The organism is Caldisericaceae bacterium, assembly GCA_036574215.1.
GTDB lineage: Bacteria > Caldisericota > Caldisericia > Caldisericales > Caldisericaceae > Caldisericum.
This window is the reverse complement of record JAINCR010000085.1, coordinates 1-13158: the sequence shown is the minus strand read 5'-3', so window position 1 is coordinate 13158 and position 13158 is coordinate 1. Positions and strand designations below refer to the sequence as shown.

The 13158-nt window shown below is 33.3% G+C and carries 16 protein-coding genes and 3 tRNA genes; 2 read left to right on the top strand and 17 right to left on the bottom strand.

Going from position 1 to position 13158, the window contains the following annotated elements:
- On the top strand, positions 1–231 hold a 231-nt coding region (locus tag K6343_05395), incomplete at its 5' end, for a hypothetical protein (protein ID MEF3245394.1).
- 404 nt (positions 232–635) lie between these two features.
- On the opposite strand, the gene K6343_05390 is transcribed toward K6343_05395, so the two are convergent.
- The 10 genes from K6343_05390 to rapZ all read right to left on the bottom strand — a co-directional run bounded on the left by K6343_05390 (position 636) and on the right by rapZ (position 7825).
- Positions 636–711, bottom strand: a tRNA-Phe gene (locus tag K6343_05390).
- Between the two features lie 3 nt (positions 712–714).
- Positions 715–789: transfer RNA gene (locus K6343_05385), tRNA-Val, on the bottom strand.
- A 3-nt stretch (positions 790–792) separates the two neighbouring features.
- A tRNA-Leu gene (locus K6343_05380) sits at positions 793–877 on the bottom strand.
- A gap of 8 nt (positions 878–885) precedes the next feature.
- Positions 886–1119 (bottom strand): preprotein translocase subunit SecG, encoded by a 234-nt coding sequence (gene secG / locus K6343_05375; GenBank protein ID MEF3245393.1) that lies wholly within the window; start codon positions 1117–1119, stop codon positions 886–888.
- A gap of 148 nt (positions 1120–1267) precedes the next feature.
- Positions 1268–2458 carry a phosphoglycerate kinase gene (locus K6343_05370; GenBank protein ID MEF3245392.1) on the bottom strand — a complete coding sequence of 397 codons (1191 nt, stop codon included), beginning with the start codon at positions 2456–2458 and terminating at the stop codon, positions 1268–1270.
- A gap of 12 nt (positions 2459–2470) precedes the next feature.
- On the bottom strand, positions 2471–3481 hold the full coding sequence (gene gap, locus K6343_05365) for a type I glyceraldehyde-3-phosphate dehydrogenase (protein MEF3245391.1): 1011 nt from the start codon (positions 3479–3481) through the stop codon (positions 2471–2473).
- A gap of 110 nt (positions 3482–3591) precedes the next feature.
- On the bottom strand, positions 3592–4830 hold the full coding sequence (locus K6343_05360; GenBank protein MEF3245390.1) for a hypothetical protein: 1239 nt from the start codon (positions 4828–4830) through the stop codon (positions 3592–3594).
- Positions 4814–5650 (bottom strand): DNA-binding protein WhiA, encoded by an 837-nt coding sequence (whiA, locus tag K6343_05355; GenBank protein ID MEF3245389.1) that lies wholly within the window; start codon positions 5648–5650, stop codon positions 4814–4816. Before whiA ends, K6343_05360 begins: the two co-directional genes overlap by 17 nt.
- Positions 5647–6957: a uridine diphosphate-N-acetylglucosamine-binding protein YvcK gene (gene yvcK, locus K6343_05350; protein MEF3245388.1), complete on the bottom strand. Its 1311-nt coding sequence runs from the start codon at positions 6955–6957 to the stop codon at positions 5647–5649. Before yvcK ends, whiA begins: the two co-directional genes overlap by 4 nt.
- Positions 6941–7825 (bottom strand): RNase adapter RapZ, encoded by an 885-nt coding sequence (gene rapZ / locus K6343_05345; protein ID MEF3245387.1) that lies wholly within the window; start codon positions 7823–7825, stop codon positions 6941–6943. The genes yvcK and rapZ overlap by 17 nt, the downstream gene beginning before the upstream one ends.
- 117 nt (positions 7826–7942) lie before the next feature.
- Here rapZ and K6343_05340 point away from each other — a divergent pair, with 117 nt between their 5' ends.
- Positions 7943–8707 (top strand): DUF4388 domain-containing protein, encoded by a 765-nt coding sequence (locus K6343_05340; GenBank protein ID MEF3245386.1) that lies wholly within the window; start codon positions 7943–7945, stop codon positions 8705–8707.
- 97 nt (positions 8708–8804) lie between these two features.
- Here the strand turns inward: K6343_05340 and K6343_05335 are convergent, their stop codons facing one another.
- From K6343_05335 to K6343_05305, 7 genes are all read right to left on the bottom strand, one after another.
- Positions 8805–9365 carry a hypothetical protein gene (locus K6343_05335; protein ID MEF3245385.1) on the bottom strand — a complete coding sequence of 187 codons (561 nt, stop codon included), beginning with the start codon at positions 9363–9365 and terminating at the stop codon, positions 8805–8807.
- 587 nt (positions 9366–9952) lie between these two features.
- A complete protein-coding gene (locus K6343_05330; GenBank protein ID MEF3245384.1) occupies positions 9953–10387 on the bottom strand; it encodes an MTH938/NDUFAF3 family protein in 435 nt (144 codons plus the stop codon).
- Between the two features lie 36 nt (positions 10388–10423).
- Positions 10424–10894, bottom strand: a complete 471-nt coding sequence (locus K6343_05325; protein MEF3245383.1) for a hypothetical protein — start codon at positions 10892–10894, stop codon at positions 10424–10426.
- A 39-nt stretch (positions 10895–10933) separates the two neighbouring features.
- Positions 10934–11488 (bottom strand): hypothetical protein, encoded by a 555-nt coding sequence (locus tag K6343_05320; GenBank protein ID MEF3245382.1) that lies wholly within the window; start codon positions 11486–11488, stop codon positions 10934–10936.
- Entirely contained in the window at positions 11485–11709 is a 225-nt protein-coding gene (locus K6343_05315; protein ID MEF3245381.1) for a hypothetical protein, read from the bottom strand. Before K6343_05315 ends, K6343_05320 begins: the two co-directional genes overlap by 4 nt.
- Before the next feature lie 92 nt (positions 11710–11801).
- Positions 11802–12068, bottom strand: coding sequence for an integrase core domain-containing protein (locus tag K6343_05310; protein ID MEF3245380.1), 267 nt, complete (start codon positions 12066–12068; stop codon positions 11802–11804).
- Positions 12043–12243, bottom strand: a complete 201-nt coding sequence (locus tag K6343_05305; protein MEF3245379.1) for a hypothetical protein — start codon at positions 12241–12243, stop codon at positions 12043–12045. Before K6343_05305 ends, K6343_05310 begins: the two co-directional genes overlap by 26 nt.
- Positions 12244–13158 lie beyond the last annotated feature (915 nt).

Here is a 13158-nt window from a genome sequence, read left to right as displayed (position 1 = left end):
TATCTATTGGATGTATCAAATGGAACAAAATTCAAGATAAAGGAAAATTTTGTAGATTTCATTACGGGAGCTCAATGCCAAATTTCTACTAACGGTAAAGACATCTTGATTGGTGCTGCAACAAAAGACGGCTTACCCACATATTACCTATTTAACACTCAAAACCGTAAGTTTACAGATCTGAACAAAATAATAAGTGCTAAAATAGATTTTGCGAATTTTTACCCATAAAAGAGTTTTGAGTAGAAGATAGTTAGCCACGTTTTAAGCAATACCTGATTTACAGTTTTGATAGCTTTTAAGTAAGGCATTGAAATAGAATTCTTATCTAAATTTAGAGTATTTCAAACTTGTGAATTCATAAATTTATAGTTATGACCAAAAGTTTTCAATTTAAAAATAGGAAAAGCACGTTATGAAATAATATCTTTTTAAGCTAAAGATAAGGTAAACAAAAATCAAAAATTGACAAACGTCATTTTAAAATAGAAAAGAATACAAAACAATTTAATAATCCTGACTAGAAAATAGGAAAAGTAGGATTAAAATATCAAACTTCTAACTTGGAAATAAAAATAGAGGGCTTAAACCCTATCTCTCTTGATTCTATAAAAAATATTAGTCGTGGTTATAAGTGGTGCCGAGGGACGGAATTGAACCGCCGACACGTGGATTTTCAGTCCACTGCTCTACCGACTGAGCTACCTCGGCACATGGTGGGCGAAAGAGGATTCGAACCTCTAACTTCTTGCGTGTAAGGCAAGCGTTCTACCGTTGAACTATCCGCCCAAATGGTGCTGGGAGTGGGAGTCGAACCCACACGGGGGTGCCCACACGCCCCTCAAACGTGCGCGTCTGCCAATTCCGCCATCCCAGCATATTAATTTAAAATACTTTGAAAACGTTTAAAAATACTGTTGTAAGGACGAATAGTATTCCAAAAACGATAGCTAAACGCTCTAATAAAATATCTTTAGCAGTTTTATTATGAAAAACAGTTGCCCCACCAGAAATAGCACCAAGCCCAGCACCTTTTGGATCCATTAATAAAATGGATATGGTGGTACCCAAGGCAAAAACTAAGTCTAAAACAACCAATACAATCGCAAATGTGCTCATTTTTTTTCTTCCTTCCACATTATTATATAGATTTAAAAATAAATTTCAAGGGGTTTGCAGCATTTTTGTAAAACTTTTTGAAAAAACCGCTAAAAAAGAAAAACCCACTGCAACTTGCAGTGGGCAAACAAAACATTTTTACTAAAATTTAACCTAAATCTTCCAAGGCATCAACAGCTGGCAAAACCTTACCCTCAAGGAACTCTAAAAAGGCTCCACCACCTGTTGAAAGATGCGTTATACTATCTTGTAAGTTAAATTTTCTAAAGGCAGCAACAGTTTCTCCACCACCTACGACTGTTATAACTCCTTTCAAACTACCTATAAATTTTGCAAGTTCGTATGTTCCTTCGCTAAATTTCTCAATCTCAAAAACTCCAAGAGGACCATTCCAAACAAGTGTTTTTGCACCATTTATTTCGTTTTCGAAGAGTTTTACGGTTTTTGGTCCAATATCTACACCAATAAGGTTAGACGGCATCTCTTCAATATCGAAGATACCCGCATAACCTGATTCTTTTACTTCACTTGCTCCAACAACATCAACTGGCAAAACAATCTTTACTCCTTTTTTCTTTGCCTCTTCTAAAAGATTTTTTGCAACATCAAGTTTATCAACTTCACAGAGTGACATTCCTGTTTCATAACCAAGTGCCTTAAGAAAGGTAAAACACATACCTCCGCCTATGAGTATTTTATCGACCTTAGAAATAAGGTTTCTAATAAGGCCAATTTTATCTGACACTTTTGCTCCACCTAAGATAGCAACATAAGGTTTATCGGGATTTTCAAGAATCTTAGTAAGGGTGTTTATCTCTTTTTCCATCAACAACCCTGCAACAGAAGGCAAATATTGTGTAATTCCTGCAGTAGAAGCAGCAATTCTATGCGCAGTTGCAAAAGCGTCATTCACAAAAATATCTCCAAGGCTTGCAAGTTGTTTTGCAAATTCAGGGTCGTTATCTTCTTCTCCTTTATGGAATCTGAGATTTTCAAGTAAAACCACTTCCTTAGGACTTAAAGATTCATTTATAAAAGACTCAACTTCATCCCCCACACAATCGTTAAGTTTATATACCTTAAAGCCCCCCAGTTTCTCAAGGACATCTTTTATGGGGTCCATTTTTAAAGATTCATCAAATCCTTTTGGGCGTCCGAGGTGACTCATAAGAATTACTTTTGCATTGTGTTCTCTTAGATAGTTTATCGTAGGCAAAACTCCTAAAATTCTAAATTCATCAAGCACTTTACCATCTTTTGTTATGGGCACGTTAAAATCAACCCTTACAAGAACCCTCTTGTTTCTCACATCAACGTCTTTTAGAGTCTTTTTAGGCATTTTACCTCCTTATTAGTATCCTGCCTTCTCAACGACTAATTTTGTTAAGTCAGCAACTCTACACGAATAACCCCATTCATTATCGTACCAACTAACCACATTCAAAAGATTACCATCAACTACCATGGTAGATAATGCATCAACTACACCAGAGTAAGTAATGCCTTTGAAATCGGAAGATACAAGAGGCTCTTCTGTATAACCAAGGATTCCCTTCATATAAGTTTCAGATGCTTCTTTAAGGAAGGCATTGACTTCTTCCTTTGTGCTGTCTCTTTTTAAAACTGCCTCAAAAACAGAAATTGAAACTGTAGGTGTGGGAACTCTTAAGGCAAACCCGTGCAGTTTTCCTTTTAATTCAGGAATTGTTAATGCAACTGCTTTTGCTGCACCTGTAGTAGTTGGAATAATGTTTGTTGCAGCAGACCTTGCTCTTCTTGGGTCCTTATGAGGAGAATCAAGAAGCCTCTGGTCTTGTGTGTAAGAGTGTGTTGTAACAAGAAAACCTTTTTCAATACCAATTTTATCGTGAATAACTTTAATAACAGGAGCAATACTATTGGTTGTGCAGGAAGCATTTGAAATGATAACATGTTTTTCCATATCAAGCAACTGCTCATTTACGCCAAGCACAACTGTTATGTCTTCTCCTTCGGCAGGAGCGGTAATGATTACCTTTTTTGCACCTGCCTGTATATGAAGCATTGCCTTTTCCCTTTTCGTAAAGGCACCAGACGATTCTATTACAATGTCAACACCAAGATCCTTCCAAGGAAGGTTAAGAGGGTCTTTTTCAGCAAACATTTTTGTTCTTCTACCATCAACTACAAGGTCAGTGCCTTCAAGTTTAATGTCCTTTTTCCATGTGCCATAGTTGGAATCGTGTTTTGCTAAGAAAACAAGTTGATCTGGTGGAAAAAGATCATTAATTGCAACAATTTCAATCTCAGGATAAACTTCCGTTAATCTTTTAAAAACTTGACGTCCTACACGTCCAAAACCATTAATCGCTACTTTCGACATATTTACCTCCTAATAATTTTTTCAGTTAATCCTCTAATTGTATCAAAAAACCAATTACAGTCAATAGTTATATTTTTCATTATATTACAGTGCAGAAGAAGAAATTATCATCAACCTGACTTCCTTTTGTTCGAATTTGGGATTTTTAGTTTTAATCTGTATTTTACAATAGTTCTTCTTTTTATGTCAATTCCCATTTGTTTAAAGATTTTTCCAATCTCTTCGTCTGTAAGAGGATTTGTTTTATCTTCGTTATCGATAATCTCTTTAAGTTTACTCAAAATGGCTTCTTCATCAAATTTTTCATTTTTATGTTTAAAAAAATACCTTAAAGGAAACAAGCCTCGCGGAGTAAGAATATACTTATTTTGAATAAGTCTTGAAAGAGAAGAATAGTCAAAGGTATCAGAAGCAAATTCTTCTAAAGAAAATTTTTTAAGACCATCACCTGTTTTAAAATATTCGGTATTTAAAGAGGCGATTCTATTACAAATATTTTCAAGGAGTTTATCCCTTTCCTCTATGATAGATAAAGACCAACGTGCTTCATCCAATAGGTTTTCAAATTCTTCTTTAGTCAATTTATTTTCCAATTTATTTAAAACCTTAGCATAACTTTCGATAAGTAAAACTTTCCTTCTTGAGGCGTTATTAATGGACGCTCTGTAAACTCCGCCATCTTCTTCTATGACAACATCGGGCAAATGTCTTATAAAATGTGGATTTTTGAATTTTGACCCAGGGCATACATCAAGGTTTAGAAGTTTTTCTCTTAAACTCTTAATAAAATCTACCTTTACTTTAAACTTTTTTAGTATAGGTTTAAAATCCTCTTTTAAAAGTTCATCAAAAAAATCAAGTATGATGTTTTTCTCAAGATTAGAAAGATTTCCATCACTTTCTAACTGAATGATGAGACATTCTTTTACATCTTCTGCACCTACGCCGGGAGGGTCAAGCGATTGAACAAATTTAAGTGCTTTTTCAAAAATCCTTTTTTTAACACCTAACTTTTGCATGATCTCTTCTTTGGGAGCGCTAAGGAATCCAAATTCATTGAGGTAGTCAATGATAAGACTTGAAACTTCTTTAATATCTTCGGGGATAGGAGAAGCATCAACCTGCACTTTTAGAAAGTCATACAAATTATCCTCCACTTCATCTATCACCCAATCAAACTCATCATAAACAACAACGTCATCCTCGTCAACAAACGGATTATTTTGGATTAAATCATCAATAAACTTATTAATTTCAATATTTGGAAGTGCAAAAACTCTTGAACGTAGTATAAGATACGGAAGAAATTTTTGTTTGAGTGTTTGCTTAATCTTATTCTTGTTTTCCATAATCCTTTAACTTCTTCAAGCGGTAGTATATTTCCTGTTTCGTCCATTTACCATTTGAGATGTTGGAAAGTTCCCTTAAGGATAAGTAGGGAAATTCGTATCTCAAATAGGCAACTTCCCTCAATTCAGATGGGAGTTTATCGAGAACTCCATTTTCTAAAAGAGACTTTATGGTTTGTAGGTGTGATGAAGCAGCTTTTGTAAGCCTCTTTAGGTTTGCAAACTCAAAATTTGCAACTCTATTTGCATTATTTGAAATAGATTTAACAGCTGCGTCTTTTTCGAGTTCTAAATACGCACTATTTGCACTAATAACGTAAAAGAACTCTTTTATGTTTTCTCTTCCTGAAATGTATATTTTGTCAACTTTTGTAGAATGCTTTATTTTAAAATGTGAAATGACTTGGGAAACAAAAATACATTCTGAAGGCTTTTCAAATCTCAATTCAAGGTGAAAAGATGGTGGAGTTGAAACTATACCACAACCTAAAAACACACCCCTTAAAAATGCTTTCTTCTCTTTTGTATTTGCTTTCCTTACTTGATCCATGATTTTATCACTATTAAAATCGTCTGAAGGATTCAAAAAGAAAACGTTATACATAGACCGATCTTTCGAAAGAATATCCGAAGCTCTATCAATATGAGCTTCATTAAAAATAGAGATAATTTTTCTTATAATGAATAATTCTTTTGAAGAAAATCCAATCATCAAATCTGAAGAATAAATTTTCTTTGCATTGGCAATAACAAAACCAAGGAGTTCAAAAAAACTATCACTCTTTACCGAGGAAAGCTCTCTTTTTACTCTGACGTTCAAACTTTCTTGTAGGCTATTTTCATTATTATTTCGCCTATGGAAACTGGATCGTGACGTATGAGACCACCTCTTTCGGTTGCAAAATCCCCAGTAATAACTTTTATATTTAACTTTTTAATATTTTCTAAATCTGCCTCAACAGGAAAAGAAGAACTATTTTCGTATTTCTCTAAAGAACTTGCACTAAACTGTTTCGTATTTACAATTGCATAATCAATAACATTTTCACCTAAAATTTTCACTATCTCCTTCACATGGTCGGAAGCTTTAAAGTCATCGGTTTCTCCATGTTCTGTCATTGCATTTACAATAAACACAACGGTTGCTTTAGAGTATCTAATGGTATCAGCAATTGAAGGAATTAGAAGCGGGGGTATGATACTTGTGAATAAACTTCCTGGACCTAAAACAATAACGTCAGCATCTTTTATATATTCTAAGGCAGGCAAGTAGGGTTTAATTTGCGGATCTTTAAGAAACACCCGTTTTATCTTTTTAAAACTTTCCGTGATCTCACTTTCTCCTTCAACAACTGTGCCATCTTCAAACTCTGCACAAAGAACTGCCTCTTCTTTTGTGAATGGCATTACAACGCCTTCAACATTTAATAATTTTGCAAGTTTTATTACAGCATCGCTAAAATCGCCTGTAATTTTTGTAAGCCCTGCAATGAGAATATTCCCCAAATTATGGCCATCAAAACAGGAAGATTGCGCTTTAAACCTATAAGAAAGGATTTTTCTTGCTAAGGAATTTTCTTCTGTAAGGGCAATAAGGCAATTCCGTATATCTCCAGGAGGGGGTATAGAAAGCTCTGCTCTTAACCTACCAGAAGATCCGCCTGAATCTGCAACGGTAATTACCGCAGCAATCTTTAGAAATTTACCTCTTAAACCTTCTAATACCGATGTTGTCCCAGTTCCACCACCGATATTTACAATCTTCTTTTTAAGACTATCTTTTTTTCTTTCAAATAGCATTGCCATGATTTCATCATCTGATTTATCAGGGATGAGCGCTCTTGTTATAGATTTAATCAATAAAGAAATACCAAAAAATATCAGAATAAAACTTGTTAAAATTAACAAAAGTGCAATTATTTCAACAATAAGGTTTTTTAAAGGAGTATCCAAGTATTTTCCAATATAAAGAGAATTTGACAAGAAATTTTCGTTTTGGGTTATAGTTACAAGAAACAAAAAGACCGAATAGATAACTAAAAGCACTCCTATAATAATCATTAGAATGTATCTTTTGATACCAATACCTGGTAAAAAAAATCTCAGTTTACTATTCTCTATTCTCATTTTTAAGATCCCTATGGAATATGCTTACATCATAACCAAATTCTTTCAACCTTTTTGAAATGATCTCTCCAAGTGCAACTGACCTATGAACTCCCCCGGTGCAACCAAAAGAAATCGAAAGGTATGATTTGCCCTCCCTTATGTAAAAGGGTACGAGGAAAAGAAGAAAATCTAAAAGTTTATCGATAAACGCTTTAGTCTCTTTGAACTTAAGAACGTATTCTTGAATTTTACTATCAAGGCCTGAATACTGTGTTAATGTTTCCTCATAAAATGGGTTTGGGATAAAACGAACATCTATTACAAGGTCAGAATTTAAAGGAATACCAAATTTATAACCAAAAGTTGTAATGAGAATTTTCAAGGCTTTTTTACCTTCGAGTGTCAAAATTTCTCTAATTTTTGCCTTTAGGTCTTGGGTTGTAAAATGAGTTGTATCAATTACTACATCAGCAATTTCCTTTATTGGGGTAAGTTTTAACCTTTCCTCTTTTATCTTGTGAGGTAATGGAGAAGAAACATCATCGTTAAAAGGATGCCTTCTTCTTGTCTCTGAAAACCTTTTAATAAGTGTTTCGTCGGATGCTTCAAGGAAGATCACTTTTAAGGAGGTATCATCCCTTTTGCGTAATTCTTCTACTATCTTTGGAAATTGCTCAAAAAAGTCTTTACTTCTTACATCAATAACTGCGCATACCTTATTTATATTGCCGAAAGTTTTTGAAACAATCTTTAAAAAATCGTTAATAAGAGTTGGAGGAAGGTTATCTATGCAATAATAGCCAAAATCTTCCAGCACTCCAACGCTTTTGGTTTTACCTGCGCCACTTAAACCTGTTATAATTACAAAATTTATTTTTTCATTCATTAAAATATTATACATCCATTTTTTATATTACAAATTTTAAAGAAAGACACTTTTTACTAAAATTTTTAATGTAATTTGAGTATAATATATATTAGAAGATTACTTAAGGAGGAAAAAATGGCACTAACAGGTGATTTAAGTGAACTTAATTTAAAAGGAATTTTAAATCTTATTTCCTCTATGAAAGGAACTGGGAAACTTGAAATCTTTTCTGATTCTATTCACATATTCCTTTATTTTAAAGATGGCAACATTATTAATGCAGAAGGAGATAAAGACCCTGTTTCTTCTTTTCAAAAAGCCTGTGGACTTACATCTGGTAAGTTTGAGTTTATAATGACTACTGATGTAAAAGAAAGCAATGTTGCAAAAACATTACAAACATTGACAAATGACATTGATAACATCGCAAGTAGGTGGGAAGAAATCCGCAAAAAATTTCCAAGTTATGATGTGGTGTTTGATATTGGTGAAATAAGTGGAGAAGAAGTGAAGATGAACCCTGAGGAGTGGAAGTTACTTTCTTTAATAAGAGAACCTACAACTTTACTTGCACTTCTAACTAACTCTCCATTTGGGGAAATGAAAACCATTGAAACACTTCTTCAACTATTTGATAAAGGACTTATTACTTTTGAGCCCGAAACAGAAGACGTTCTAAAAGAAGAAGATAATGTTATACCCTTGAAAGAAACTGGTTATTTTGCGGTAAATACACCAATTTTTGGAGATAAAAATATCGCATTCTACAACAAAATTGATGGAAGAAAAGATTTTCCCACAATTTGTAAAGAACTGGGGATAACTTTAAGAGAAGGAAGACAAATTTTAAGATATTTGCTTACAAACGGTAAAATTTCTCTTAAGAAAAAGGCTAAATAATTTTTGAACTAATCCTCAGTTAGATGAATCCTTAAAGGGTAAAAAACTAAAGCACATTTAAAAAGAGGAATTATCTGTAAATTTTCTTCTTATTTTACTAATGCATAATCTTTCCAATAATATCCACTCCTAATACCTCTAATACCCATAGTAGAGTTATTGCGGTAAGAATTGCCACACCCACCTTATAACTCTTCTTTCCTATGTTTTCAAACCTATCTTTTTTGAATACAAAAATAGATAAAATTCCCATTATCCAGAATGGCGATGTCCAAAGAAGAGTAGCTAAGCCATATAAAATGTTCTGTGGGAAAGGTGGGTTATTAAGAATTGCAGAAGTAGTTAAAAGGATAGTTACTCCAAATCCAACAACAGCAAGGATTAAACATAATATTTTTGCTGTTTTAGAAAGCTTCTCAGATTTTGATGGATAAATAAGATATGCTATTAATAATAGGGAAATAACAATAGGGATAGCGAAAAGAAAAGCCCACTGTTCAAGGCCATACGCAACAAAACGTCCTTCATTTTCTGGCGTCCAGATAGAAGGAAGAGATACTTTAGACTGGATAAGACGGATAGAACTAACAGCAAAAGTCACAATAGCCAAAACTAAAAATACTACTGCTACAATTTTTTTACCCCTTCCAATATCCATTTTATACCTCCTTACCTTTTTGTAACCTGCAATCTAGTTAAGGTTATCACTCTATTATAATGAATTTTTTTAAAAACAACTCTGTTATCCAATCCTTTATGAACTCTCTTAGTATTGTGCGAGGTGAGATAATCTAAGAATTTCAAGTTAAATTGTTTTATACCTCTTCGAGTTTTCTAAAGAATTTTGCCGTATTTTTAAGTCCTTTAATTTAGTTGCTTTGGAAAAATCAAACCTTGTATTGATATCCATTACCATTGTATATGTATCCTTTGCACTGTAAATTTTTAATCGTATCTTTATCTTTTCTTTGTCTATTCTGACGACTTTCCTGAGTTTTCTTACGTATAAGTTATAAAAGTTTCTAACACGATACTAATTGGAATGCAAAAAAGAGGGTTTTAGCACACAATTAACAATTCATTAGAATTCATAAAAGGAACCGGCAGACCAAGTTATCTTACAAGTAAGAAGAGCCAATTAAACTATCCGTTGTAAGCCAATGAAAAAAAGGTGGGAAGTATTTAAAAAGGAATTTAATATTTTCTCCTTTTGGCTGACTTTCTTTTGGAGAAGAGTTGACACGTTTAACAAGTCGAATGCATTATAATTATTACTCTTTTCCCTTCAGATTTAAGTTTGTTAAACAGTTCTATTGCTTTAGGAGTAGGCAAAATTTTAATTATTGGATTTGCTCCACGAGTTAAAATACCAGGAGAAACTTTTACTCTATCCTCATAGCCAGTTCCAATAATCACATATTCAGGCCACGCATCTAATTTATTTCCTATAATCTTGTAAAATTCTTCTTCAGAAATCCAATGAGATTTTGTCTCCCTTATTCTTGGAAAGATTGAAGACGAATCTACAATGAGATCAGCATACGGATATGGGATACCACTATAGACAGTGAAGCCAAATGAGTGTATGCTAATCTTTCCAATAGGATTAAAAATAAACCAGAAAGATACTATCCCCAAAATTATAATCAAAATAATGAATTTTCTTTTTACGTGTTTCATCTTCTACCACCATTCAATCTTACCAAAAATATTAGCTTATATCTCTTTTTCGTATGTTTTTAAACCTATCTTCTTAAATGTAAATAGAGATAAGATCCCCATTAACCAGAACGGCAACGGTGAGAGAATAGAAATTAACACGGTTCTTAAACTACCGTATTGTGACGGATTATTACGAATCGTAAGGACAACGAATAAAATACCTACTCCAAATCCAACAATAGCAAGGATTAAACATAATATTTTTGCTGTTTTAGAAAGCTTCTCAGATTTTGAGGGATAAATAAGATATGCTATTAATAATAAGGAGATAACGATAGGGATGGTGAGGAGAAAAACAAATTTCATGACGCCATACGCAACAAAACGTCCTTCATTTGACACTGTGTAGGTAGGGGGTAGATAGAGCCTAAATTTGATAAGAAGGATAGAAGAAATTGCAAAAATTATAATAGCTATACCTAAAATTACCAATGCTCCAATCTTTCTTACTCTTCCGTTATTCATTTTATACCTTCTTTTTAATCCATTTAGCAAGTTAATATATTACGATATATTAACAGCCAAAATGGTTGCAATGTATCCTAATGCTAAAAATACAGTTATTAAAGCAAGGATTACTACTCCTAATTTATAGCCTCTTTTTTCAATATTATCAAACTTATCTTTTTTGAATACAACAATAGCAAGTATTCCCATGATCCAAAATTGAGATGTTTGAAGAATAGTAAGTAAGCCAGAGATAATTCCTCTTCCTAAGGGTGGATTATTGAGAATTGCAGAAGTAGTAAGAAAAATAGTTCCTCCAAATCCTACAATAGCAAGAAGTAAAGACAATGTCTTTACTACTATAGAAAGCTTTCCCTTTAGTGGAGAAATAAGATATACGACTAATAAAAGAGAAATAACGACAGGAATAGAGAGAAGAAACATTACCCATTCAAGTCCATATGCAACAAAACGTCCTTCATTTGCCATTGTCTTATTAGAAGGGAGAGAAACTTTAGAATGGATAAGATCAATAGAAAAAATAGCAAAAAGCAAAATAGCAAGGGTTAAAAGTGCTACAGTTACAATCTTTCTCATTCTTGTATCGTTCATTTTTCCACTTCCTTACTTCTTCCAAAAATTTTTGGTTTTAAAACTTCCATCCATGTAATTTCTCCACAATTTGGACACTTTGCATAAACTCTTAATGTAAATGGCCAAACAACTAATGTCCAAGAAAGTCCCGCTCCACTCTTTAAACCTACATGTGCATAGTTTTTAACAAACCAACTTTTGAATGTCTTCCCACATTTTGTGCATCTTAATGTTGCCATCTTTACCTCCTATCTCAGTAATTTCAATAACTTCATCTAAAATTTACAAGTAGTTGTATAAGTTACATACATTTGAGACTCCGGATAGTATTTTAACAAAAATTTATCGGTGTCAAATTATTTAGACTTTCATGAGGTCTTTCTGTATTGTACCATACAAGATAATCTATAAGCTTTCTATTGAATTTTTCAATGTCTTCTAACAAAAGATTGAAATGGAGAGCTATGAATTCTTCCTGCAGTGTTCTGTTTGCTCTTTCAACGAAGCCATTTATCCTTGGGCATCTTGGATAAATAAAGTTATGATTAATATTTCTTTTTTTAAGATACTCATCAAACAAGCCTTGGAACTCTCTCAATATCTCTCAGAACAACATGGATTTCATTTTCATAAGGATAGACACTTTCAAGCTTCTTAAAGAAGGTAACGGTGTTCTTGCTATTTGATTGTTTAAAGGCAAGTGCGAACTGAAACTTGTTAAGATTATCAATCGCATTAAGAATATATCTTCTTATCCCCTGGATGAACTTCACGATTGTGTCTATTTTAATGATACCTACCTCTTTACATCTTGGAGAGTGCCTTACCTTGCTTCTGTAGTTTACCTTCCTTTTTGTGAACCACTCTGAGGATTATGGTAGTTTAACTTAGAAGAGTGATGGTTTTCCCATATCTTTTGATTACTTTACAAATTGTTGGTGAAGATATTGACCTTATTTATATCTTCTTACAGTATTCATCAAGGAACTTTTTTATCTTCTCTTTCCCTATCCTAGGATGTTCTTCCCTTAAAGTTATTATGAAGGTAATTATCTCACTCATCTCACATATTTCTAACCTTCTTAGGTCTCCTTGACTTGGGGATGAGACTATCAAGTCTCCCTTGTGATTCTTTTAGACACCTCCTCAATCTCACAATTGTTGCTCTTGATACACTGAAGGCATCCTGAGAAGCTTTAACGCCATACTTCTTTGAAAACTCTACTACCCTTAGCCTGAACTGTGCTTCAACGCTTTCTACTGAACTCTGAAGCTCTTATCAATATTCTCATAGTATCAGTATGCAGAGGTAATAGTTTTTTCTTCAACATATTCCACTCTCCTTATTCTAATATAAGAGTATCATATGTATCATAACTTATTCATTGATTTTTGTTTTGCCCATACCAAATGTCACACTTTATAAATCCTCCTTCACATTTTATTTAACCTTCCACATGTATGCGAAGTGCAAACGTTAGTAAACATTCGAGTAAACAATACCAAACCACATACCAGTTAGTAAAGTATGTATGTTCATGGTTGAACCCCCTCAACGGTATTAAGTTCATCTAATTCTCTGTGAGATTTTGCTGCATAAGGTATATACCCTTTATTCAGTGCCTTCTTTCGATAATCGTCTATCCTGTTTTTATTTCCACTAAAATATCCACTTCCATCATCAACAT